Annotated in this window: 15 protein-coding genes; 10 read left to right on the forward strand and 5 right to left on the reverse strand. The window is 50.4% G+C overall.

Annotated elements, in window-relative coordinates:
• Window positions 1-79 precede the first annotated feature (79 nt).
• Complete coding sequence (locus BUA34_RS05600; RefSeq protein ID WP_072827755.1) at window positions 80-1,474, reverse strand: sugar porter family MFS transporter; 1,395 nt, start codon at window positions 1,472-1,474, stop codon at window positions 80-82.
• 365 nt (window positions 1,475-1,839) lie between these two features.
• Between BUA34_RS05600 and ileS the strand changes: the two genes are divergently transcribed.
• The 6 genes from ileS (at window position 1,840) to BUA34_RS05625 (ending at window position 10,462) form a co-directional block, all read left to right on the forward strand.
• Window positions 1,840-5,022, forward strand: coding sequence for an isoleucine--tRNA ligase (gene ileS, locus BUA34_RS05605; protein WP_072827756.1), 3,183 nt, complete (start codon window positions 1,840-1,842; stop codon window positions 5,020-5,022).
• Between the two features lie 11 nt (window positions 5,023-5,033).
• Window positions 5,034-5,213, forward strand: coding sequence for a hypothetical protein (locus BUA34_RS15705; RefSeq protein WP_139255882.1), 180 nt, complete (start codon window positions 5,034-5,036; stop codon window positions 5,211-5,213).
• 682 nt (window positions 5,214-5,895) lie between these two features.
• Window positions 5,896-6,366, forward strand: a complete 471-nt coding sequence (locus BUA34_RS05610; RefSeq protein ID WP_139255883.1) for a hypothetical protein — start codon at window positions 5,896-5,898, stop codon at window positions 6,364-6,366.
• 258 nt (window positions 6,367-6,624) lie between these two features.
• The gene (gene dapF / locus BUA34_RS05615) at window positions 6,625-7,488 is read left to right on the forward strand and encodes a diaminopimelate epimerase (RefSeq protein ID WP_072827758.1); all 864 of its coding nucleotides are present in this window, start codon (window positions 6,625-6,627) and stop codon (window positions 7,486-7,488) included.
• A gap of 159 nt (window positions 7,489-7,647) precedes the next feature.
• The gene (locus BUA34_RS05620; protein WP_072827759.1) at window positions 7,648-8,856 is read left to right on the forward strand and encodes an LL-diaminopimelate aminotransferase; all 1,209 of its coding nucleotides are present in this window, start codon (window positions 7,648-7,650) and stop codon (window positions 8,854-8,856) included.
• A gap of 85 nt (window positions 8,857-8,941) precedes the next feature.
• Window positions 8,942-10,462: a sigma-54-dependent Fis family transcriptional regulator gene (locus BUA34_RS05625; RefSeq protein WP_254794342.1), complete on the forward strand. Its 1,521-nt coding sequence runs from the start codon at window positions 8,942-8,944 to the stop codon at window positions 10,460-10,462.
• 260 nt (window positions 10,463-10,722) lie between these two features.
• Here the strand turns inward: BUA34_RS05625 and BUA34_RS05630 are convergent, their stop codons facing one another.
• A complete protein-coding gene (locus BUA34_RS05630; protein WP_072827761.1) occupies window positions 10,723-12,843 on the reverse strand; it encodes a glutamine synthetase III family protein in 2,121 nt (706 codons plus the stop codon).
• A 452-nt stretch (window positions 12,844-13,295) separates the two neighbouring features.
• Here BUA34_RS05630 and BUA34_RS05635 point away from each other — a divergent pair, with 452 nt between their 5' ends.
• Entirely contained in the window at window positions 13,296-13,895 is a 600-nt protein-coding gene (locus tag BUA34_RS05635) for a superoxide dismutase (RefSeq protein ID WP_072827762.1), read from the forward strand.
• Between the two features lie 51 nt (window positions 13,896-13,946).
• Here the strand turns inward: BUA34_RS05635 and BUA34_RS05640 are convergent, their stop codons facing one another.
• Window positions 13,947-14,570, reverse strand: coding sequence for a formate/nitrite transporter family protein (locus tag BUA34_RS05640; RefSeq protein ID WP_072827763.1), 624 nt, complete (start codon window positions 14,568-14,570; stop codon window positions 13,947-13,949).
• Window positions 14,571-14,948: 378 nt separating this feature from the next.
• Between BUA34_RS05640 and gltB the strand changes: the two genes are divergently transcribed.
• Genes gltB through BUA34_RS05655 form a run of 3 tightly spaced genes read left to right on the forward strand, consistent with a single transcriptional unit; the run spans window position 14,949 to window position 22,839 of the window.
• Entirely contained in the window at window positions 14,949-19,376 is a 4,428-nt protein-coding gene (gene gltB / locus BUA34_RS05645; protein ID WP_072827764.1) for a glutamate synthase large subunit, read from the forward strand.
• 32 nt (window positions 19,377-19,408) lie between these two features.
• Window positions 19,409-20,773 (forward strand): glutamate synthase subunit beta, encoded by a 1,365-nt coding sequence (locus BUA34_RS05650; RefSeq protein WP_072827765.1) that lies wholly within the window; start codon window positions 19,409-19,411, stop codon window positions 20,771-20,773.
• 29 nt (window positions 20,774-20,802) lie between these two features.
• Window positions 20,803-22,839: an NAD(+) synthase gene (locus BUA34_RS05655; RefSeq protein ID WP_072827766.1), complete on the forward strand. Its 2,037-nt coding sequence runs from the start codon at window positions 20,803-20,805 to the stop codon at window positions 22,837-22,839.
• 107 nt (window positions 22,840-22,946) lie between these two features.
• Here BUA34_RS05655 and purF read toward each other — a convergent pair whose 3' ends face one another.
• Together purF and BUA34_RS05665 are read right to left on the reverse strand one after the other, a co-directional pair.
• Entirely contained in the window at window positions 22,947-24,332 is a 1,386-nt protein-coding gene (gene purF, locus BUA34_RS05660; protein WP_072827767.1) for an amidophosphoribosyltransferase, read from the reverse strand.
• Between the two features lie 329 nt (window positions 24,333-24,661).
• Window positions 24,662-25,927 carry an ammonium transporter gene (locus tag BUA34_RS05665; RefSeq protein ID WP_072827768.1) on the reverse strand — a complete coding sequence of 422 codons (1,266 nt, stop codon included), beginning with the start codon at window positions 25,925-25,927 and terminating at the stop codon, window positions 24,662-24,664.
• Window positions 25,928-25,970 lie beyond the last annotated feature (43 nt).

Here is a 25,970-nt window from a genome sequence, read left to right on the forward strand (position 1 = left end):
AAATTCACAAATTTTGACGATTTCAAGTAAAAAAGCCCCGGAAATTTCCGGGACCTTTGATATAAATCAATATTTGATATTACATCGCTTCGAGCTTTTTGCCCTTGGTTTCGTTCACCAGCTTGGCGACTAACACAAAGCTTATTGCTGCGAAGGTTGTGTAAATCAAGTAGGTCGGGCCGATGCCGATGCCGTCCTTGCCGACGAGAACCGGGAAAGACCAGCTGACCAGGAAGTTTGCACCCCATTGGGCAAGCCCGCATATTGCGATTGCCACGGCACGAATGCGGTTGTTGAACATTTCGCCGAGCATCACCCACATCACCGGACCCCATGTTGCGGCAAAGAATGCCACGTAGAAGTTTGCGGCGAGGAGGGCGAAAATACCACTATTGCCTGTGAGGTTACCGCTAGCGTCGGAACCGAAGAGGAAGCAGCACGCGAGAATGCCAAGCGTAACGGTCATGCCAGCAGAACCGATGAGCAAAAGCGGCTTACGACCAATCTTATCGATAAGGAGAATAGCGGCGATAGTCATGGTCAAGTTGATGGCACTGGAAATCACGCTCGTAAGGAATGCATCGCTTTCACCGAAACCGACACTCTGCCAAAGCATGGAACCATAGTAGAAGATCACGTTAATACCCACGAGCTGCTGGAGAATGGCGATACTGAGACCAGCCCAGACAATCGGAGCGACGCGCTTTTTGCCAGCGACCGTTTCGAGGAGGTCAGAAAGTTTGGCTGGCTTGTGAGTCTTGAAGGAGTCTTCAATTTCCTGAGCCTTTTCCTTGATGCCGACGGATGCAATCATCGAAAGCACTTTCTGAGCTTCTTCCATGCGGCCCTTGCTCACGAGGAAACGCGGGGATTCCGGGAGCTGCCAGGCGGCGACACCGTAAAGGAATGCCGGGATGGCTTCGACCCAGAACATCACCTTCCAGGATTCAATGCCCATAATCAAGTTGCTTGCTGAACCCGAAATGCGGACAATGATGTAGTTCGAAAGCAGCGCCACGAAGATACCGATAACGATGGCGAACTGCTGCATGGAACCTAGACGCCCACGCAAATGCGCCGGTGAAGTTTCGGCAATGTAAATCGGGGCGATAATAGATGCCACACCGATACCGATACCGCCAATCACGCGCCAGGCGATGAAGTCGTAGATGGTGAACGGGAGACCTGAACCGATTGCACTGATAAAGAAAAGGACGGCGGCTGCAAGCATGCAACGCACACGTCCAAATTTATCGGCCAGTCGGCCTGCGAAGTAAGCACCTGCAGCTGCACCTATTAGAGCGAGAGAAACCGCAAGACCAAGCTGCATGTCGTTACAATTGAAATAGCCCTTAAGCGCTACGTTTGCACCGTTAATCACGGACGAGTCAAAACCGAATAGGAACCCTCCGATGGCGGCGGAAAGGGTTATCATGATGACGTGTCCAACGTTGTAGTTGTCTTCTACTGCCATTTTCGTACCTCTGTTTTTGATTTTGTCAAATGGATTAGCCGCTAATATAGATATCAAGGAATTGTAAATTCAAGGTTTACAATAAATCTTGATAGTCCAAAAAGGACTAACGTTTTTCTTACATAAGTCGAAAGTCGAGTGTTGTTGCTCCCGTCCTATCTATAAATAGATATATATAATTTTGTTACAGTGTGCGCGCTTTTTGCAGATTTTGTGAATTTATTTAGGAATATGGGGAGGGGGACGGAGATGGTTTTTGGCTGCTTTGGCGGGGAGGGCGCATTGCCGTGACTTTAGCCATTTTCTATCTTTACGCGCGAAAATTTAATGCCCGCAGCGCTGTGTTGCGGGGCTTGAGGTAAACCATGTTTCGTGAAGTAAAGAAAGAAGAGTCGTTTCCACAAATAGAAGAGCGCGTGCTCGGCTTGTGGGATAAGGATGAATCGTTCAAGAAGTCGCTGGACTCCCGTCCGGAAACCGAACCGTACACATTCTATGATGGCCCTCCGTTTGCAACGGGCCTTCCGCACTACGGTCACTTGCTTGCCGGTACCATCAAGGATATCGTTCCGCGTTACTGGACCATGAAGGGCAAGAAGGTTCCGCGCGGTTTCGGTTGGGACTGCCACGGCCTTCCGATTGAATCCTTGGTGCAGAACGAACTCGGTCTCGCGGGCGTTGCCGAAATCCAGAAGCTCGGTGTCGACAAGTTCAACGAAACCTGCCGCGGCAAGGTGCTCAAGTACACGAGCGAATGGAAGAAGACCGTTCGCCGCATGGGCCGCTGGGTCGACTTCGACAAGGGCTACAAGACCATGGACAAGAACTTCATGGAATCTGTGTGGTGGGTGTTCAAGCAGTGCTTCGACAAGGGCCTTATCTACCAGGGCTACCGCATCCAGCCGTACAGCCCGGCTCTTGCCACTCCGCTTTCGAACTTCGAAACCAACCAGGGCTATAAGGACCGTCAGGATCCGTCCCTCACGTTGATTTTCCCGATTAATTCTAACGAAGCCAAGTTCAAGGACACGAGCATCCTCGTGTGGACGACGACTCCGTGGACTTTGTACTCCAACTTCTGCATCGTTGTCGGTCCGGACATGGACTACAACCTCGTGGAACAGGATGGCAAGAAGTACTGGATTGCCGCAAGCCGTACCGCCGCTTACTTCAAGAACCCGAACATCGTTGATACCTGCAAGGGCTCTGAACTCGTGGGCAAGGACTACGAACCGCTTTCCCGTATCTCCGATGCATTCGTGACGCCGGACCAGCTGTCCCGCCACTACAAGATTTACCCCGCCGACTACGTGAGTACCGAAGACGGTACCGGTGCCGTGCATACCGCTCCTTCCTTCGGTGAAGAAGACTTCCAGAAGGGCGCAGAACTCGACCTCGGCCTTTTCGACCCGCTCGATACCGAAGGCAAGTTCACCGACAAGGTCCCGATGTGGAAGGGCCTGGGCGCAAAGGAAGCCGACAAGGAAATTATCCGCTACTTCAAGGAACAGGGCCGTGTGTTCAAGCAGGACACGATTGTGCATAGCTACCCGCACTGCTGGCGTACCGGCGTTCCTCTGATTTACCGCGCCCTCAAGACGTGGTTCCTCAAGATTGATGCGCCTGTGACGAGCAAGGACGGCGTGACCAAGACCCTGAAGGAATGGATGGTCGAAAACAACCAGACCGTGAACTGGGTGCCGGACCACATCAAGAACGGACGCTTCGGCAAGTGGCTTGAAGGCGCCCGCGACTGGAACCTTTCCCGTAACCGTTTCTGGGGTACGCCGATTCCGGTGTGGCTCTCTGATGACGGCGACATGATTGCCGTGGGTTCTATCGAAGAACTTGAACAGCTCACTGGCGTGAAGCTCGATGACTTGCACAAGCACTTTGTGGACAAGCTTACCATCGAAAAGAATGGCAAGGTTTATCGCCGTACGCCGGAAGTTTTCGACTGCTGGTTTGAATCCGGCTCCATGCCGTATGCCAGCCGCCATTATCCGTTCGAAAACAAGGAACTCGTGGAACGCAGCTTCCCGGCAGACTTCATCGCCGAAGGCCTCGACCAGACTCGTGGTTGGTTCTACACGCTGACCGTGCTTTCTAACGCTTTGTTCCAGAAGCCGGCATTTAAGAACGTTATTGTGAACGGTATTATCTTGGCCGAAGATGGTTCCAAGATGAGTAAGTCCAAGCGCAACTACCCGGACCCGAACGACCTCATCGAACGCACGGGTGCTGACGCTATTCGCTTGTTCATGATCAACTCCGCTGCTTTGAAGGCTGAAGACCTCCGCTTTAGCGAAGAAGGCGTGAAGGGCATCGTGAAGCAGGTGATGTTGCCGCTCTGGAACGCTGTTGCATTCTTTGTCTCGAACCACAACGCCGACGCCGCTAAGGGTCAGCTCACGTGGAAGCCGGGTCAGGAAGTCAAGAGCGACAATGAACTTGACCGCTGGATGCTTGCAACATTGCAGGATCTCGCTGCCAAGGTCGAAGTGGAAATGAAGGCTTACCGCCTGTACAACGTGGTGCCCGCCGTGATTGCCGCGGTCGATGACCTCACGAACTGGTACGTGCGCCGCAGCCGTCGCCGTTTCTGGAAGTCTGAAAACGATGGCGACAAGAACGCCGCCTACGCTACCATGTACAAGGTGCTCGTAGACTTCTCCAAGATTCTCGCTCCGTTCCTCCCGCTCCTCGCCGAAGAAATCTACCAGATTCTCGTTCGCGAAGTCGATGCTAACGCTCCGGTGAGCGTGCACCTCTGCGAATTCCCGAGCGCTGACAAGTCCCTCATGGACGAAAAGCTCGTGGAACGCATCGCCATGGTGCGTGGCATGGTTGAAATGGGCCGCGTGATTCGTGCTACGAACAACGTAAAGAACCGTATGCCGATTGCCAGCATGACGGTGGTTGCTCACGGCACCGAAGAAAAGAATGTTGCTGAAACGATGAAGGACTTGATTCTCGAAGAACTCAACGTTCGCGAAATGAAGTTCCTCGAAGACGAAACCAAGCTCGTGCAGCTCTCCGCCAAACCGAACTTCCTCGCTATCAAGGCGAAGGGCCCGGATTACGCGAAGAACATGAAGGTGATTTCTGCCAAGCTGAATTCGCTGAGCGTCGATGAAATCAAGGCTCTGCAGAATGGAGAGACGATTAAGTTCGACTTCGGTGAAGTCGGTGCCGACTGCTTGATGCTCAACCGCATCGTGGCCGACGGCATGGCCGTGGAAGCCAACCAGCACTTCACCGTGGCTCTGGACCTGAAGATTACGGACGAACTCCGCCGCGCCTGCGTGGCCCGCGAACTCGTGAACCGCATCCAGAACCGCCGTAAGGACCAGAACTTTGCAATCTCTGACCGTATCAGCATTGAACTTTATTCTGAAAGCGAAGTGCTGAAGCAGGCTGTGAAGGAAAACGAATCTTACATCAAGGGCGAGACGCAGGCTGACGCTATCGTGTGGAAGGATTCTGCTGCTGGCTTGCAGGAATCTGATGCAGATGGCGAAAAGGTCTTCGTTGAAGCTGTGAGATAAGTACATCGCAGGTGACAACCTCGCAAGGCGAGAGCAGCGGCCACGCTTGCGTGGACATTGCCGAGCCGAAGAGGCTGGGCACGAAGTGCCAAACGCAAGCAGTCGCCATCAAGTGGGCTGCCGCTGCCGATGGCTTCGAAGCTAATGATGCTGACGGCGAAGCGTTTAGCTTCACGACGGTAAAAGCCTAGCAAGGCGAGAGTCGCGACCGTGCTTGCACGGGCATGACCGAGCCGTTGGGGCTTGGATGCGAAGCATCAACGCGTAATTGACAGGATTGTCATTCCCGACTTGATCGGGAATCTCCCTGCAAACCCAAAATACTTTATCCCCGGAAAAAATTCCGGGGATTATTTTTTAGAAGATGTTATACATGATTATTTCTTTAGACAGAAATCCTTGCCACATCTTTCTACAGAAAAATACTCTTCTTTGGATCCATAAGAAATTATACAGGCCCCTTCCTCCGTCAATCTTAGATTGGCCTTTTCTATTTTGCATTTACCAGAAATTTTCGGTTCAAAAGAAATAAAAACATCTTTAAACGCTATCGATGAATCAGTACCACATACATAAGTATCAATCCTGTGCTGCACCATTTTGTACGGACATAAAGAATTTTCACACCTTCCGGCAGAAAAAGATGTGTCTATAATGTTTTTTTGTTAGCTTTTTATTAGGACAATCAAATTCTTTCCAAAAACCATTTTCTGCGCAAGCTATAGATGAAATAAGCAAAACAAGCGCTATAAACCTATTCATATGCAGCATCCTCTGTAACTTCAATCATAGAAAATATTTTATATATTCACAATCATGAAATTTGTTAGGAATCTGGTTTTCGTTTTTGTTTTGCTCTTGCCGGGTGTATCCATGGCAGAAGATGGTGCTGTGCCTCCACCTGAGAAAAAAGTGGACTATTTACCGAGACCTCTTGGCTTTGAAATTGGTGGTGGAAGCATGGTCGTGGCTGGGGTGGAATGGTGGTCTATGGCAAGCTTCATCTATGTACAGAAACGCCCTGAGAATGTAAAGGGTATGTGGGCGCCGGATGATGCGCTAGTGTGGTTTGTTCGTACTAGATATGTATATGATTTCAAGGACCATGAACATGGTGTTTTGCTGTATCCAAATATTGAGTATTTGCACTCCCTGTTCGGCATTGCTGTTGGCCCGCAGGTGGGGTGGTTTTCTTCGTCGGGATTCGACTATGGTGCAGCCGTTCGTTTGGACTTGATGCTTATATTGAATATTGAAGTTGGTTATTTTTTCGAAAAAAAGAATCCTTATGTGAGTTTCCTGTTTTCGTGTTCCATTCCGAAAATTGGAATATTTGACCCTTAGTGTATAATTTGGGAATTGTTCCTAAGATCCTATTCGTTTTTGTATTACACTTTCTTGTTTATGTATTTTACATAAAATGTAAATAGTCTTATGCTATTTTACAGATTTTGTAAATAATGCTGTCTCTGTAAAATCGTTGAAATTCCTTAAAAATGCCGATTTTAGCGTAAAATCGCCATTTTTAACAATTTCTGTAAAATTGGCACGGTCTTTGCATATTGGGGGCGATAAATTAACCGCCTTCAATGGATTGTGCTTATGAATTTTTCAAAATGGACCGGGTTAGGTAACGATTTCGTTCTCCTGGAACCGGGTGAGTCGCTGGATTTTGGCAGCGGATTTGAACAGCGTATCATTAAACTTTGCGACCGCCGTTTTGGCATTGGTGCTGATGGTGTGGTCCTTGTGACTCCTATGGATGGCGAGGGTTGCCTCGTGCTTAATGGTGTCGGTGGTGCGGGTCCTGCGTCAAAGGCTGTTGCAAACGGTGTCGATTTTGAAATGCGTATTTTCAATGCCGATGGCTCGGAAGCGGCGATGTGCGGGAACGCCACGCGTTGTGTTGCGAAGTTTATCCGTAGTCGCGGTCTTGCAAAGTCCGAAGATACGAAGGTTTTCAATTTGCACACAAAGAGCGGGCTTGTGCGCCCGACGCTTTTGGACGATGGTCGCGTGTGTGTTGACATGGGACATCCGAGGACGTTCCTTGGTTCGATTAAGCTTACGGCAGACTGCTATGATTTTACCGCGGAGACGGTTTCTATGGGAAATCCGCACGCGGTCATTTTTGTTGATGATATCGAAAAGATTCAACTTGAAAAATGGGGAAGTATTCTTGAAGTCGATAAGCAGTTCCCTGACCGTTGCAATATTGAATTTGCACAGGTGATTTCGCCCACGCAAATCCGCATGCGGGTTTGGGAACGAGGGTGCGGCGTGACGATGGCTTGTGGTACTGGCAGCTGCGCCACCCTCGTTGCGGCCCAGCGCACGGGCCGCGTGGGCGTCGAAGCAGATGTTGTTCTTGATGGTGGCGTTTTGCACATCAAGCATGAAGAAGATGGACCTGTGCTGATGACTGGCCCTGCGGAAGAAGTCTTTAAGGGAGAATTCAGCATTTAGCAATGAGCCGGGCGTTGCGGGCTGGCGATTGAAGCCCGCTAGAAAGGGTAGCGGATGCCGATCCGGCGGAAGCGAGGGGAAGGCTTTCCCCACCCTGGATCCTTCGACTTCGCTCAGGATGACATCCCTAAAAATTAACACCTAATACCTAAAAAAATTATGAACGAATCTTACATTAACTCCTACTACGATCGCCTTCCTGGCAGCTACCTCTTCTCGACCATTGCCCAGAAAATCAAGGAATATCAGGGCTCGCATGCAAATGCGGATATCATCCGTCTTGGCATTGGCGATGTGACGACTCCGCTTATTCCCGAGGTCATCAAGGCCATGCATGCCGCTGTTGACGAAATGGCGGTGAAGGGTACTTTCCGCGGTTATGGTCCGGAACAGGGTTATGATTTTGTGCGCGAGGCAATTGTTCGTGGCGAATATACGGCACGTGGCATCGAGATGGACCCGAACGATATTTTTGTGAGCGATGGTTCCAAGTGCGATGTGGCGAACATTCAGGAACTTTTTTCAGAAAATGTAAAGATTGCAATTCCTGATCCTGTTTACCCGGTTTATTTGGACTCGAATGTGATGGCTGGACGTACGGGCGTGCTCCAGGCGGATGGCCATTTCTCGGAAGTAACTTACCTTGCTTCGACGGCCGAAAACAGTTTCCAGCCGGACTTGCCGAAAAATCCGGTGCAGTTGATTTACCTTTGCAGCCCGAACAACCCGACGGGTACGGTGCTCACTCGCGAAACGCTCCAGAAGTTTGTCAACTATGCAAACGAAAACGGAGCGCTGATTTTGTTTGATGGCGCCTACAACTGCTACATTCAGGACGAAACGCTCCCGCATTCGATTTTTGAAATTCCGGGTGCTCGTACTTGCGCGATTGAATTCCGTAGCTTCAGCAAGACGGCAGGCTTTACGGGCGTGCGTTGCGCTTATACGGTCATTCCGCACGAACTTTCGAAGCTCCATGCGATGTGGAATCGTCGCCAGTGCACCAAGTTCAATGGTGTGAGCTATGTGACTCAGCGTGCTGCCGAAGCGATTTATTCTCCGGTGGGTTGGCAACAGACGAAGGAAGTGATTGCGGGCTACATGCGCACGGCTGGTGTGATTCGTCAGGAATTGACTGCGGCCGGCTACACGGTGTTCGGCGGTGAGCATGCTCCGTACATTTGGTGGAAGATTCCGGATGGCGAAAAATCGTTCGACTTCTTTGACCGCCTGCTTGCAACTTGCGAAGTCGTGGGTACGCCGGGAAGTGGTTTTGGCCCGTGTGGCGAAGGTTACTTCCGCTTGACTGCTTTTGGCGATTACGAACGCACCTGCGAAGCGCTGAGAAGAATCAGAGAACTGTTGTAAAATAGGTCTTAAAAATTCTAGTAACTGATAACTATTAACTAGTAACTGCGCCGAAGGCGCAAATACGAATTACTATCTTATGACCATGCCCACTTCTATAGGTCCAGAAATTTCGGTAATCCAAAAGATTAGCGTTGCGATTATTCACGAGCGTGATGTTGAAAAGTTGCTCGAGAATGTGCTTGGCATTTTGGAATCTGAACTTGGAATGCTGCGCGGTACGTTTGCGCTGCTCTTTGGCGATACCCTGAAAATTGAGGCTTCGCGCGGACTTGATGAATCTGAAAAACAGCGTGGCTCTTATCGAATGGGTGAAGGTATTACGGGACATGTCGCAGAACGCGGCTTGAGCCATGTAATTCCGGACTTACGCAAGGATTCCAGATTCTTGAACCGTACGGGGAGCCGCCATTACGAATCTCAGGTGGCGTTTATCTGTGTGCCGCTGATTCATGATGGACAAGTTATCGGAACGCTTTCGATTGACCGTCCGGTAGATGGTTCGACCAACTTGGATCGCGATGTGGCGTTGCTCGAAATTATTGCAAATATTACGGGCGATGCTGCAAACGAATGTATTGAACTTCACGGTGAACGTGAGGCGATGCTCGAAGAAAACCGCAAGTTGCGCGATATGCTTTCGAACAATCCCGGCGAACTTGTGGGTAATTGCCGTGAAATGCGCCAGGTGTACGAACAAGTGCGTCAGGTGGCTCCGAGTGATGCAACGGTGTTGATTCGAGGCGGTAGCGGTACGGGTAAGGAAATGATTGCCCGCGCTATCGTGAACTTGTCCGGTCGAAAGGACAAGCCGTTTATTACGCTCAACTGCGCTGCGCTCCCGGAAAACCTTGTCGAGAGCGAACTTTTCGGACATGAAAAGGGCGCGTTTACGGGCGCATTGAATCGCCGTATTGGCCGTGCTGAAGCTGCAGATGGGGGAACGCTGTTCCTCGATGAAATTGGCGATTTGACCATGCAAACTCAGGTCAAGTTGTTGCGCTTTTTGCAGGAACGTACTTTTAGCCGTGTCGGTAGCAATGAAGAACTCCATTCTGATGTGCGCTTCTTGGCGGCAACGAGCCGTAATCTTGAAGAGCTTATCTCTCAGGGCAAGTTCCGCGAAGACCTTTTCTACCGTTTGAACATTTTCCCGATCACGATGCCTGATTTGGCGAAGCGCAAATCTGATATTATTTTGCTTGCAGAACACTTTATTGAAAAGATGAATCTGCGTTACGGCAAGAAGGTACAGCGCCTTTCGACAACGGCAATCAATTTGCTTATGAGCTATCATTGGCCGGGCAACGTTCGTGAACTTGAAAACTGCATTGAACGTGCTGTGCTTACGGCTACCGATGATTGCGTCCATAGCTATAACTTGCCGCCTTCACTGCAGACAAGTTTGAGCGTCGGTACGATTGGCGCTCCGAACGATAAGATTGCACCGCTTGAAGTGATGATGGAAAATTATGAACGTGAAATCATTACTGAAGCAATCAAGCGTAATGATGGTAATATCTCGGCAGCTGGGCGCGATTTGGGCGTTTCTCCGCGTATGATGAATTACCGCATGAATAAGCTCGGGATTAAATCTGGGCGCTAATAAAAAATTCAAAAACTCTGTTGACTATAAGGCTGTGCATTTCACGATGCACGGCTTTTTTTGTGTGTAATAGGGTAGGGTGGTGATTGTTTCGTGTGGTGATGGCCGTGTTTTTTTTCGTTGGCTATACAAAAAATCCGTCGGCTTTTGACCGACGGACTGCATTTATGAGGTTCGAAATGTTAATGGGTTGGACTTTTCATTAGTAGATGAAATGGCATTGAGGCCGTGCACCTTTGACGCACGGCCAATGCTTTTCATTAATAAATGAAAAGCATTTCACGATATTTCGGAAGCGGCCACTTTTCGTCCGGGACAATTTTTTCGAGAGAGTCCACAACCAAGCGGAGGTCGAGCATGCCGTTCAAGATATCTTCGTGCTTGGAAGCGAGAGCCTTTTCCATCACTTCGATTGCAGCGAGGAGCTTCTTGATGCCTTCGCCAAGTGGCTTGGCGTAAGAATCGAGAGCCGGGAAGCCCTGGTTCAGAGCCATTTCGTTTGCTTTGAGGGCAGCGGAGTAAGCTTCGATGGCCTGCGGGAGAATGATGTCCTTGGCCATGTCGCGAGCGATTTCACCTTCGATGTGAATCTTCTTGTGGTAGTCTTCCATGTTGACTTCGTAGCGGGAATCAAGTTCGCGCTTGTTGAACACGCCGTACTTTTCGAAGAGGGCGACGTTTTCTTTCTTGTTGAGTGCCTGGAGAGCTTCCATAGTGGTGCGGGTGTTCGGGAGGCCGCGCTTTGCAGCTTCTTCGACCCATTCGTCCGTGTAACCGTTGCCGTTGAAGATAACGCGCTTGTGTTCCTTGACAATCTTCTGCAAGAGGTTCTGGAGTTCTTCGTGGAACTTTTCTGCAGGAACGTTGGCGAGCTTGTCTGCGATGATGTCGAATGCTTCGGCAACGATCGTGTTGAGGATGACGTTCGGTTCAGAGCAGCTCTGGCTAGAACCCGGTGCACGGAATTCGAACTTGTTGCCAGTGAATGCGAACGGAGAAGTACGGTTACGGTCCGTAGCGTCGCGCGGGAGCGGCGGGAGAGTATCGGAACCGAGCTTAAGAGCTCCAGCCTGCTTGCTGGATTTCGGATCGCCCTTTTCGAGCTGGTCGACGACGTCAGCAAGCTGGTCGCCGAGGTACATGGAGATAATTGCCGGAGGAGCTTCGTTTGCGCCAAGGCGGTGGTCGTTACCAGCACTTGCGACAGCCATACGGAGCAGGTCAGCGTGGGTGTCGACGGCGTAAATCACAGCGCAGAGCGTGGTGAGGAAGATGGCGTTCTGGTGCGGGTCCTTGCCCGGGTTCAAGAGGTTGGTCTTACCATAGTTCACAGACCAGTTGTTGTGCTTACCAGAACCGTTGATGCCTGCAAACGGCTTTTCGTGGAGGAGGCAGACGAGTCCGTGGCGGTCAGCGACCTGGCGGAGGACTTCCATAATCTGCATGTTGTGGTCGCAAGCGAGGTTCACTTCTTCGAACATCGGAGCAAGTTCGAACTGAGCCGGAGCGACTTCGTTGTGGCGGGTCTTTGCCGGAATGCCGAGCTTCCAGAGTTCCTTTTCCACATCGTTCATGAAGTTCAAAATGCGAGACGGAATGCTACCGAAGTAGTGGTCTTCCATCTGCTGGTGCTTTGCCGGAGCTGCACCGAACAAGGTGCGGCCAGCCTGGTAAAGGTCCGGGCGCTGGAGGTAGAAACGCTTGTCGACGAGGAAGTATTCCTGTTCGGCACCGAGCGTGACGGTGACCTTCTGCGGAGCGACGCCGAAGAGGCCCATGAGACGATCAGCGGATTTCTGCAAAGCCTGAATGGAGCGGAGGAGCGGAGTCTTCTTGTCGAGTGCTTCACCAGTATAGCTACAGAATGCAGTCGGGATGCAAAGGGTTGCGCCGTTGCCGTGACGCTTGATGAAAGCCGGGGAAGTCGGGTCCCAAGCGGTGTAACCACGAGCTTCAAACGTAGAGCGAAGGCCGCCGCTCGGGAAGGAAGATGCGTCCGGTTCGCCGACGATCAAGTTCTTGCCGCTGAACGCGAGGATGGCTTTGCCATCTTCGGGTTCAAGGAAGGAGTCGTGCTTTTCTGCAGTAGAACCAGTAAGAGGCTGGAACCAGTGAGTGAAGTGAGTGGCACCGCGATCGATGGCCCACTTTTTCATAGCGTGTGCAACTTCGCCAGCGATGCTCGGGTCGAGCGGTGCGCCACCATCAATAGTAGCGAAGAGCTTTTTGCAAATGTCTTTCGGAAGGTAGGTACGCATCGCTTCGGCGTTGAAAACGTCTTCACCGTAAAAGTCGATGTTTGCAGGTGCTGCCGGCATTACGCCCGTTGCGTTTTCACTTGCGATTTCCTTGATAGCTTTTAATCTGTATTCGTTGCTCATGGCAATCTCCTTAAGTTTTTTTTCGCAGCCTTATAAGCGAAAAGTGTGCCAATTCGGAAATTTGCTTGTAAAACCGCGAAATTTGCACGAAAACGAAAAATGAAAATTTGATGAGCTTTTATTTCGTGTTTTGAAAATTACAGATTATGAAAAATTATAGGTGAAATTACAAAATGTGTAAACAACGTATTTGTGGAAGGTTATCCCTGTCTTGATTCGATAAGTTTGCTACGCAAATATTGTCAATTATGAGGGCGAATTTAGCAAAAATGACGAAATAGTAGAGAAAAGAGTCGTTTTACATTTTGTGTCGCAACGCTGTTCCTTGAATTTTGGCCATTTATTTGATACCCTTCAGGCGTGAATTCCTCTATTCTCTAAAATCTTATATATATTACAAAGTGATTTCGTCGGTGTCGGCGGAAAAAGAAGTGAGAAAAGCGAGGTTTTCTATGACTCAACCTATCAACGGTAAATTTGAAATGCCGTCTCTTCCTTATGCTGCAAGTGATTTGGCTCCGGTTTTGAGTGCCGAAACGATCGAGTTCCATTACGGCAAGCATTTGCAAACTTACGTGAATAACTTGAATGCGGCTCTTCTGGGGAGCGCTTTCGAGGGCAAGTCTTTGGAAGAAATTGTAAAGGCTGCTGATGGGGGCGTTTTTAATAACGCGGGCCAGATTCTGAACCACGCGATGTATTTCTTGCAGTTCACAGCACCCAAGGAAGGGAACGTGCCGACGGGGAAAATTGCGGATGCGATTGCCCGTGATTTTGGCTCGTTCGAAAAATTCCAGGAAGAATTCCAGGCGAAGGGTGCGGGACTTTTCGGCTCCGGTTGGGTTTGGCTTTCTGCTGATGTTTCGGGCAAGCTCGTGATTACGCAAGAAGGCAATGCACAGAATCCGATTACAAAGGGGCTCACGCCGCTTCTGACGTTTGACGTGTGGGAACACGCTTATTATATAGACTATCGCAATCGCCGTCCGGATTACTTGAAGTCTCTGTGGAACATTGTCAATTGGGACGTTGTGAACGCGCGTCTTGGATAACGTTTAAACTGATTACAAAATCGGCCGGGATGTCCCGGCCGTTTTATGTATTTAAATGTTCGGGGCTTTGTCTTTCAGCTTTTGCATAAGCGGGATGAGCCCGCCCCCGATTGTGTTACCGATTGTGATGGCGAAAAGCGCTTTGAACATTGTCAAAGAGAAGTCGCTTGCAAGCGAGAAATAGAACATGTCTGCAATGCAGTGCTCGAATCCGCTCAAGATAAAGACCATGACAGGGAGGAACACGGTGAAGACTTTTCCGACCTGGTTTTCAATGGTTTTGTAACCGTCCGCGGCGATGAACATGAGCATGCCGCAAAAGATGCCGAGCACTACAAGGCTTAAGGGGCTGTCACTATCTTTAATAATGCAAAGTGCGTTTGCTTTGGCTTGGAGGGCCTCACCGTAGCGGGTGGCGGCCATCATTTTTGCAAACAGGAATGTTCCGACGAAGTTGCCGAGCCAGACGATGGCGAGGAAGCCCCAGTAATTGGGTCTCTTGTTGACAAAGTATCCGACTTTGCCTGTAAAAAGGTTGAATCCAAAATTCAGGATGGTAAAAAGTCCAAGACCGAAAAGGAACGATCCCAAGATCTTGTTGTCGCAGGAGAGGAAGGCTGTACCGCCGAGGCCAATGCAAAGGCCGGAATAGACGGATTTGATAAAATTAATCATGGGGCCAAATTTAGTAAAAGGTGGGACTAAATGCATCCGCAAGGATGCCAATTTGAAAAAAGGTGAAAATTGCCGTAAAGCGTTGCAAAAATAATGCCAATGCAAGGATTTGTACAGAGGCCTACGTCGTGTAGGTGTTCGGCGGGTCTGTTTGGAGCTTGAAATCTATCAATAATTACACTAATTGTAAAACTTGAATATTTATTTTCAGAAATTGTAATAGCTAATTTGACTGATTTCTCGATTTTGATTCGAGTTTTACATTTTTAACCGCTTTTTCACTAATTGATACGCGCTTTACAGGTTATGCTTGTGCTGAGTTCCTTTTTGGCACAGTTTTTGCATAATGTGGTCGCAAAAAATTAGAAAAGGAATTTTATGAAAGCTCAAGCACTTTACGACCCGATTAACGAACACGACGCCTGCGGTGTCGGCTTGGTCGCTAATATAAATAATGTTGCCTCGCACCAGATTGTGTTGCAGGGTATTACCGTATTGAAGAGACTCATGCACCGCGGTGCTGCAGGTGGAGACCCGGAAACTGGTGATGGTGCGGGTCTTTTGCTTTCTATGCCGCACAAGTTCTTCCGTAAGTTGTACCCGGAACTTCCGGCGCGTTACGGTGTGGCAATGTTCTTTGTCGAAAACACGCTTGAAGCGGATGCCTTTGACGCTAAGATTCGTGAAGTTGCCGAAGCTGAAGGCGTGAAGGTTCTCCAGTTCCGCGAAGTGCCGGTGAACCCGGCCAAGATCGGTCGCACGGCTCGCGAAACGTTGCCGCATATCCGCCAGGTGTTCTTTGACGGTTCTGCTTTTGAGACGGACCAGGCTTTTGATATTAAGCTTTATGTGGTTCGCCGCCTGATTGAAAAGGCTTGCAACGGATTGTATGTTTGCAGCTGCAGCCGCCGTAGCATTGTTTATAAGGGTCTTTTGCTTGCAAGCCAGATCGAAGGCTTCTACAAGGACTTGAACGACCTCGATTTTGAATCCCCGATTGCGCTTGTTCACCAGCGTTATTCTACCAACACGTTCCCGACTTGGCCGCTTGCCCATCCGTTCCGTTATTTGGCTCACAACGGTGAAATCAATACGCTTCGCGGTAACCTCAACAGCTTGCGCGCTCGTGAACCGCACTTGAAGAGCGAAATTATCGGCGACGATATCAAGAAACTTTTGCCGCTCGTTCCGGGTGGACAGAGCGACTCTGCTAGCCTCGATAACATGTTTGAGCTCCTGGTCGCTGCGGGCCGTAGCCTTCCGCATGCGATGATGATGCTCATGCCGCAGGCTTGGGGCCAAAAGCATTACCTCGGCCGCGATGTGCGTGGCTTCTTTGAATATGAATCCATGTTGATGGAACCGTGGGATGGCCCGGCCGCTGTCGCTTTCTCTGACGGTGTCAACGCTGGTGCAATCCTTGACCGTAACGGTCTTCGTCCGGCACGTTACACTTTATGTAAAGACGGTCTTTTCGTGATGGCTTCTGAAACGGGCGTGCTTGATTTGCGCGATGATGAAGTCGAAGAAAAGGGCCGCCTCAAACCAGGTGAAATTATTTACTTGGATTTGGAAAACCACAGAATTTTGAAGAACGCCGAAATGAAGGCTCAGGTGGCTCGTAGCAAGCCTTACCGCCGCTGGGTTGCCGAAAATAAGATGAGCGTTCGTGGCCTCTTTAGCGAAATCAATCCGTCTGATGTTCCTGATGATATTCTGGTGCAGCAAAAGCGTTTTGGTTATTCTGCCGAAGACTTGTCTATTATTTTGAAGCCGATGGCAAAGACCGGTGCAGAACCGATCGGTTCTATGGGTAACGATGCTGCTTTGGCCGTTCTTTCGGACAAGCCGCAGCCGCTGTTCAACTACTTTAAGCAGTTGTTCGCCCAGGTGACGAACCCTCCGATTGACCCGATCCGTGAAGAGCTCGTGATGAGCCTTACGACTTACATCGGTAACCACGGTAACATTCTCGAAGAAACTCCGGAACAGGCTCACCTTATCAAGATTCCGCGCCCGATTGTGACCGAAGACGAAATCCGTCGCTTTGAAAATATCGGTGACAAGAGCTTTAAGGCTAAGGTGCTCAAGATGCAGTTCCCGCTCGGTGGTAACGGTGAAGTCTTGGAAGCTGCTTTGCAGAACCTTGCTGGCGATGCCGTGCGTGCCGTGAACGACGATTTCGATATCATCGTGCTTTCGGATAAGAACATCGATTGGGGCTATGTGCCTATACCGAGTTTGCTTGCAACAGCATGTGTAAACCGTGCCTTGGTCGAAGCTGGTGTTCGTCCGGAAATCGGTTTGATTGTGCAGTCCGGTGAAGTCCGCGAAGTGATGCACTTTGCCTTGTTGCTCGGTTACGGTGCAACGGTGATTAACCCGTATCTTGCTTTTGAAAGCCTTACCCACATGTGCCATTGCGGTGACCTAGATGTCGATCCGGTGACGGCTGCTGCAAACTACGTAAAGGCTGTGGACAAGGGTCTTTTGAAGATCATGTCAAAGATGGGTATTTCTACCCTTCGTAGCTACCGCAGTGCCCAGATTTTCGAAGCTGTCGGCTTGAATCATGAACTTGTCGAAAAGTTCTTGCCGGGTACGGCAAGCCGCATCGAAGGTATTGGCCTCGAAGAAATTGCCCATGAAGTTGGCGATCGCCAGAACATTGCCTTTGCCGATGCAAGCAAGGTTCTCCAGTCCGGTGGTCAGTACGCATTCCGCAAGGAAGGTGAAAAGCACTTGTGGACTCCGCAGTCGCTTGCTACATTCCGTCAGGCAGTGCAGGGCGGTGACTATGAAAAGTTCAAGGCTTACAGCAAGCTGATTAACGACCAGTCCGAACGTCAGGCAACCTTGCGCGGACTCTTCAAGTTCAAACAGACGACTCCGATTGATATTTCTGAAGTCGAAAGCCGCGAATCGATTATCAAGCATTTTGTGGCCGGTGCAATGAGCCTTGGTTCTTTGAGTCCGGAAGCCCACGAAACGATTGCTATCGCCATGAACCGTATCGGTGCCATGAGCAACTGCGGTGAAGGTGGTGAAGATCCGGATCGCAATACTCCTGCTGCTAACGGTGATATCCGTAGCTCTGCTATTCGCCAGATTGCTTCGGGCCGCTTTGGCGTGACGATTGACTACTTGCGCCATGCTAAGGATTTGCAGATCAAGATGGCTCAGGGTGCAAAGCCGGGTGAAGGCGGTCAGTTGCCGGCTCACAAGGTGAACGAATTTGTGGCTCGCATCCGTCACTCGATTCCGAATGTGTCTTTGATTTCTCCTCCGCCGCACCACGATATTTACTCGATCGAAGACTTGGCACAGCTCATTTACGACTTGCGAAACTCGAACCCGAAGGCTCGTGTTTCCGTGAAGCTTGTGTCCGAAGTGGGTGTGGGTACGATTGCCGCGGGTGTTGCTAAGGCTCATGCCGATGTGGTGCTCATCTCGGGCCACGATGGCGGTACGGGTGCTTCTCCGCTGACTTCTATCAAGCATGCCGGCCTTCCGTGGGAACTCGGTATTGCCGAAGCGGAACAGACTCTTGTTCTCAATGACTTGCGCGGTCGCATCAAGCTCCAGGTCGATGGTCAGCTCAAGACGGGCCGTGACGTTGTGGTGGCAGCCCTCCTCGGTGCCGAAGAATTCGGATTTGCAACAAACTTGCTCGTTAGCCTTGGCTGCGTGATGGACCGCAAGTGCCATACGAACCAGTGCCCGATGGGTATTGCAACTCAGGATCCGGAATACCGCAAGCGCTTTGCCGGTAAGCCGGAATACGTTGAAAACTTCCTCTACTTTATTGCAGACGAAGTCCGCGAAATCCTTGCAAACCTTGGTCTCAAGAGCCTCGATGAAGCCTGCGGCCGTAGCGACTTGCTGGAACGCGATGAAGCCATTGCATTCTACAAGGCTCACAACCTCGACTTCTCGAAGATTTTCCAGACTGTCGAAGGCGGCATCAAGTCTTTTGACAAGAACTATGTGAAGGAAGAATTGGTCAACTTCGACCGTCGCGAACTCTTGCCGTTTGTGCAGGATACGCTCAAGAGTGGTGCCAATGTAGAACTCTGCACTGTTGTTCACAACACCGATCGTACGGTGGGTACGGAACTTTCTGGCGAAGTGGATGAACACTTTGGCGTGAAGGGACTCCCCGAAGATACGATCAAGATTCATTTGCAGGGTGTCGCAGGCCAGAGCTTCGGTGCTTTCCTTGCTCCGGGTATTACGCTTGACCTCGAAGGCGAAGCCAATGACTTTATGGGTAAGGGCCTTTCTGGTGGTAAGATTATTGTGCGCCCGCCAAGCAATGCAAGCTTCAAGGCCGAAGACAACGTCATTGCCGGTAACGTTATCGGTTACGGTGGTACTTCTGGTAAGATCTTCATTAACGGTCTCGCTGGTGAACGCTTTGGTATCCGTAACTCCGGTATGCTCCTTGTCTCGGAAGGCGTGGGTGACCATGGTTGCGAATACATGACGGGTGGCCGCGTGGTTGTACTTGGTCGTGTAGGCGTGAACTTTGCAGCCGGTATGACGGGTGGCTTTGCTTACGTGTACGACGAAACGGGTCACTTCGACTTGAGCTGCAACGTGGATTCTGTGGACCTTGAAAGTGTGCTCCCGGGTACTGATAGCGAAAAGGAACTTCTCGATATCATCAGCCAGCATGTTCAGGCAACGGGTAGTGAAAAGGGCAAGCGCATTCTTGAAAATTGGAATAGCGAACGTCCGAAGTTCGTAAAGATTTTCCCGGTGGATTATAGAAACGCTCTCTTGAAGAAGGGACAAAAGGCATAAACGGTGTCGAAGGACCCAAGCTTGAGGTTTATATGCAAGAAGTAAAACGCATACAAGATGTCTACCGCCCTGTCGAAGAGCGTGTGAAGGACAATAAGGAAGTTGAACGTAGACTGACTTCTGTTGAAATTGTTGGTCAGGCCGGTCGTTGCCACACATGCGGAATTCCGTTCTGCCATGGTGCTGGTTGTCCTCTCGGCAACTTGATTCCCGAATTTAACGCAGCGGTTTCTTTGGGAAATGCTGAACGCGCTTACGATATCATTAGCAAGACGGCGTTCTTCCCGGAATTTACGGGTCGCGTTTGTCCGGCTCTTTGCGAATCGGCTTGTACCGGGAACGTGCATAATGATCCGGTGATGGTGCGCCAAATTGAAAAGTTCATCATCGAAACGGCTTTTGAAGAAGGCTGGGTAAAGCTCCCTTCTGCAGAACCGATCGGAAAGAGCGCCGCTGTGATTGGCTCTGGTCCTGCTGGGTTGTTTGCTGCCGAAGCACTCCGCCGTAAGGGCTTTGCCGTGACGGTTTACGAAAAGCGTGAAAAGGCCGGTGGTCTTTTGCGCTATGGTATCCCGAACTGGAAACTCGACAAGTCCGTGATTGATCGCCGTGTGGCTTTGCTTGAAGCGGCTGGAATCAAGTTTGTCTACAATACTGAAATCGGGAAGGATATTGCTGCGGAATACATTCACAAGAATTTTGACGAAGTGTTCCTCGCCATCGGTACGCCGAATGCTCGTGACTTGAAAATTCCTGGCCGCGATGCCGAAGGCATTTTCCTTGCTCTCGATTTTTTGCATGGTGCCGAAAAACCGGGCGAAACGAATCCTGAAAAGTTCTCTGCCAAGGGCCGCAAGGTTCTCGTGATTGGCGGTGGCGATACGGGTAACGACTGCGTGGGTAAAGCAATCCGTGAAGGTTGCGAAAGCGTTTTGCAAGTGGAATTCATGCCGAAGCCGCCTGAGGAACGTTCTCCGTCTACGCCGTGGCCGGATTGGCCGTACATGCTGCGCACGAGCTATGCCCAGCACGAAGGTGGCGAACGCCGCTGGAATGTGTCGTCCAAGCAGTTCATCGTGAAGGGTGGTCGCGTGGCCGGTGTCGAAGCTGTTCGCGTCGAATGGGAAATGTCCCCGCAGGGTCGCCCGCTCAAGCCGAACGAAGTTCCGAATTCTACCGAAGTCATCGATACGGATTTGGTGGTGCTCGCTATGGGCTTTACCGGAGTCCCCGCCGAAGGTATCGTGAACGATTTGGGCCTCACGCTTACGCCGCGTACAGCAATTATTCCGGATCCTTCTCGCCATATTTATGCGGTGGGTGACTGCGCTAATGGTGCATCCCTTGTGGTGCGTGCCATGGCCGATGCGAAAGCGAAAGTGGCTACAATCAAGTAACGTTCATCTCGAATACTGCTCGCGAAATCATGTTTGGATTTTATCGTTTTGCGGCTGTATCTCCTATCCTAAAAGTAGCCGATACAGCCTTCAATACTGAAGAAATCATCAAGAGCGCAAAAGCTGCCGTCTCCAATGGGGCGGCTTTTGTCGTTTTTCCTGAACTTTGTATTACCGGATACACTTGCAGCGATTTGTTCCATCAGGAATTGTTGTTGCAGAACAGCACCCGTGCGCTGTTGAAAATTGCGGAATCTTTTGAGGATTCTAATGCTGTTATCGCGGTCGGCTTGCCTCTACGTTTGTTTGGGAGGTTGTATAACTGTGCTGCTTTTGTGCAGCGCGGGCGGGTTGTGGCGATTACGCCGAAAATCCATTTGCCGAACCAACGAGAATTCTATGAAAAACGCCATTTTTCGAGTGGCCGCGACTTGTTGCGCGGAGCGTGTGGCGCTTCGGCAGGGAATGTCGTGGGTGCCGTGACGTGTGCGATAGAAGGCATGGGCGAAGTTCCGATAACGAATTTCTTCATGGTGAAGGGTCGCGGAACTTCTAGCGCGGTTGATGCCTGCACGGGCGACGACAGCGCGGGCGTTGCGAATGATGACGGCTCCGAAGTTCGCGTTGGCGTTGAACTTTGCGAGGACTTGTGGACGCCTGTACCGCCGAGTGGTGAACTTGCACTTGCCGGTGCAAATGTAATTGTAAACTTGTCTGCAAGTGATGCGCTTGTAGGCAAACGCGATTACCGCCGTAATTTGGTGATGAACCAGTCGGCGCGTTGCATGGCGGCGTATGTCTATGCTTCTGCCGGAGTGCATGAATCGACGACAGACATGGTCTTTAGCGGCCATTTGATGGTTGCTGAAAACGGTAGCATGGTTGCTGAAAGCAAACCGTTCTCTCGCGAAACGGAAATCATCTATGCCGATATCGACGTGGAACGCTTGAATATGCAGCGGCTGAGCGAAGGCTCGTTCCAGGATTTTGACAGTCGCAGTTTCTATGCGCGGGCGGCATCTTTCGATGGCCTGCGTGCTTGCGATGTGCTTCAGTATCGATTTGTTTCTCCGATGCCGTTTGTTCCGGGGTCGTCTGAAACGCGAGACCAATCGTGCACGGAGATTTTCAATATCCAATGTGCTGGCCTTGCTAAGCGTCTTGAAGCGTCTCGTTCCAAGCGTGCCGTGATTGGCCTTTCGGGCGGTCTCGATTCGACGCTTGCTTTGCTCGTTGTGGCTGAAACTTTTAAACTGTTAAAACGCCCTGCATTAGAAATTTTGGCACTCACGATGCCTGGCTTTGGAACGACCAATCGCACGAAGAACAATGCCGTTTTGCTTGCGGAACTTTTGGGCGTTGAACTGCGGACTGTAAGCATCAAGGATGCGTGCCTCCAGCATTTCAAGGATATCGGCCATGACCCGCAAAAGCTCGACGTGACTTACGAGAATGTGCAGGCTCGTGAGCGCACGCAGATTCTTATGGATATTGCCAATAGCGTTGGTGGAATTGTAATTGGTACGGGTGACTTGTCCGAAATTGCTCTCGGCTGGAGCACGTACAATGCCGATCACATGTCGATGTATGCGGTCAACTGCGATATTCCCAAGACGCTTGTGCGCCATATCGTACACTGGTATGCGGACAATTCGCTGAAGTTTAGTGCCGATGCTAAAACGGCGATGGAATTGAAGAAGGTCTTGTACGACATTCTCGATACGCCTGTGTCGCCGGAACTTTTGCCTGCCGATAATAACGGACAAATTGCGCAAAAGACCGAAAGCATTTTGGGAGCGTACGAAATCCACGATTTCTTCCTTTATCATTTTGCCAAGTATGGTGCAACTCCCAAGAAACTTTTGTTCCTCGCGAAGTATGCTTTTGCGGGCAAATTTAGCGATGAAGAAATTAAAAAAGCGCTCACGGTTTTTGTTCGTCGATTCTTTACGCAACAGTTCAAACGCAGTTGTATCCCGGATGGACCGAAAGTAGGAACGATTTCACTTTCGCCCCGTGCGGATTGGCGCATGCCAAGCGATGCGTCTTTTGCTGATTGGCTTTAAGAAGTGAATCTTTTCTAAAAATCTTTTTTGCCATAGCATGAAACCCCGGAACTTTCGTTCCGGGGTTGTTTCGTCAACAGAGAATTCTTTTGTGCTTATGCTTCGTTTTAACCGCAACGGGTCTTGTTCGTGTCGATCCCGATGTAGTCCGGGTAATCGTTGTCGAAGCAGGCGGCGCAATAATTTTCGCCTTCGCCTGTACATTCCTTCATGCCTTCGACGCTTAAATAACCGAGACTTTCGACGCCGAGCATTTTGGCAATTTCGTCTGGAGTCATTGAACTTGCGGCAAGTTCACCTTGGCTTGGGAAATCCATGCCGAAGAAGCACGGGTGTGCAACTGGAGGTGATGCGATGCGGATGTGGACTTCGAGCGCGCCTGCGTCACGAAGCATTTTGGACAAAATCTTGAGCGTGGTGCCGCGAACAATTGAATCTTCGACAACGCATACGCGCTTGTTCTTGAGCACGCCCACGATCGGGTTGAATTTGAGTTTTACTTTTTGCTCGCGTACGTTTTGCGTGGGGTCGATGAACGTTCTTCCGACGTAGTGGTTGCGCAAAAGGCCGATTTCAAAACGGATACCGCTTGCCTGCGCGTAGCCGAGTGCTGCGGTTGTGGCACTGTCGGGCACGGAAATCACGATATCTGCATCGACGGGACATTCTTTGGCGAGCTGCTTGCCCATTTTGCGACGGATCTTGTCGCAACTTTGTTCGAATATCTTGGAGTCCGGACGGCTGAAATAGATGTATTCAAAAATGCAGTGAGCGAGTCTGTCTTTTTGCGTGAATCGTTCCGAATGGAGCCCGTTCTGTGAAATTGTCAGAAATTCGCCTGGTTGGATGTCGCGAACGTAATGGGCGCCGAGCAAGTCGAATGCGCAAGTTTCGCTAGCAACGCACCAGGATTTTCCCATACGGGCGATGGAGAGCGGGCGGAATCCGTAGCCATCGCGTGCGACGTACATGGTATCCTTGCTGATAAAGACAAGGCAAAAACTTCCGGTGAATTTTGTAATCGCTTTTTTGATTGCTTCGCCCAAAGTATCTGCGTGGGTACGTGCAATTTCGTGGAGGAGGATTTCGGAGTCAGACGTTGTCTGGAAAATGTGGCCGTCGGCTTCCATTTCTGCGCGGAGCTCGTTGGCGTTGGTGATATTTCCGTTGTGTGCAACGGCGATTTGTCCCCATTTGCAACTCACGAGAATCGGCTGTGCGTTTGCGAGTGTCGATGCGCCCGTGGTACTGTAACGTACGTGGCCTATGCCAGAAAAACCTTGTAATTCGTCGATATTGTGTTCCCGCAAGAGAGTGGAAACAAGTCCCATGGATTTTCGGATTCTTATTTTATCGCCGTCTGTAACAGCAATGCCTGCGCTTTCTTGGCCGCGGTGCTGTAATGCGTAGAGACCCATAGCGACGTTGCGTGCCACGTTATCGCCGTTATAGATGCCGATAACGCCGCATTCTTCATGTAATTCTTCGAGCATAATGCCTCTTATGAATGGATGTTTCCCTTACCTTTTGGTCATAGCCCACCCGGACGGGTGCAAGCGAGGAAACGGACGAATTTTAATAGCAAAAAATGTGCCAAATAGAGATGGATGGCGTTTTTGGACTAGAAAAGGCGTTTCCTGAAAAAGTGCGTTTTATGGTTTACAGAAAACGTAAAACCCCGGAATTTTCATTCCGGGGTGAAGTAGTCAACAGAGATACTTTTTGTAGTTGTTAGTTATTGGTTGTTGGTCGTTAGTTTAAGGCTTGGAAACTTCAGTAAGTTTTTTAACTAATAACTATTGACTAATAACTAAGTGCTAAATTACATGTTGCTGAAGATTTGGAAGCCGCTGTATGCTTCTTGACCGTGTTCAGCTTGGTCGAGGCCGCGCATTTCTTGCTTTTCAGTGACGCGGAGGCCAATCGTCTTCTTGATGACGAAGAAGATCAGACTTGCGGCTGCGAAGCACGGGACAGCGTAGGCGAGGACGCCAACAGCCTGAGTGCCGAGCGTGTAGTCACCAGTGATATCGAAGATACCGACAGCGAGCGTACCCCAGACACCGTTGACGAGGTGGACGGAGAGAGCACCGACCGGGTCATCCAAGTGCAAGCGGTCGAACATGAAGACTGCACCGACTACGAGCACACCTGCGATAGCACCGATAATCCAGGAAGAAAGCGGGGTCACGACGTCAGCACCAGCGGTGATTGCTACGAGACCAGCAAGGCATCCGTTGAGGGCCATGGTGGCGTCCGGCTTCTTGGAAACGATCCAGCTTGTAAGCGTTGCGGTAATGATGCCTGCGACAGCAGCGAGGTTCGTGGTCACGAGAATCCAGCTAGTTGCCTTCGGGTCGCCGTTAAGAGCAGAACCGGCGTTGAATCCCCACCAACCGAACCAGAGCATGAACACACCGACAGTGGCGAGCGGAATGTTGTGAGCCGGAATAGCGTGAACCTTGCCACCAACGTACTTACCGATACGCGGTCCGAGAATCATCACGCCAGCGAGAGCTGCCCAACCACCGACAGAGTGAACGAGGGTAGAACCAGCGAGGTCGTGGAAACCGTGAGCACCGAAGGTGGAGAGCCAGCCGCCGCCCCATGTCCAAGAACCGACGATCGGGTAGACGAGTGCAACATAGACAATGGTGAAAATCAGGAAGGAGTTGAGCTTGACACGTTCAGCAACGGCACCAGAGACAATCGTTGCTGCGGTGGCGGCGAACATTGCCTGGAACAGCCAGTCTGTGAACAGCGTGAAGTGTCCGTTGTAGGCGGCGGTGAAGTTTGCCGGATTTGCCCAGTCGCCAATGCCGAAGCCTGCGAAACCGAGAATTCCGTTGAAAGTGCCCGGGTACATAAGGCCGAAACCTAATGCAGCGTACATCGTAATACCGATAGCCGGCACAGCGATGTTTTTGAATGCCACGTTTGCAGAGCACTTAGCACGTACAAGGCCTGCTTCAACGCATGCGAAACCGAGACCCATGATGAACACCAACATGGCGCTGATCATGATCCAGATGTTTTCCGTCATAAATATTGCGTCACTGACGGTTGCGACATTTGCTACTTCGTTCATTTGTTTAATTCCTTATTTTGAAAATTTTAATTCCTAATTCTGA

The sequence above is a fragment of the Fibrobacter sp. UWB12 genome (assembly GCF_900142485.1).
In the GTDB taxonomy this organism is placed as follows: Bacteria; Fibrobacterota; Fibrobacteria; order Fibrobacterales; family Fibrobacteraceae; genus Fibrobacter.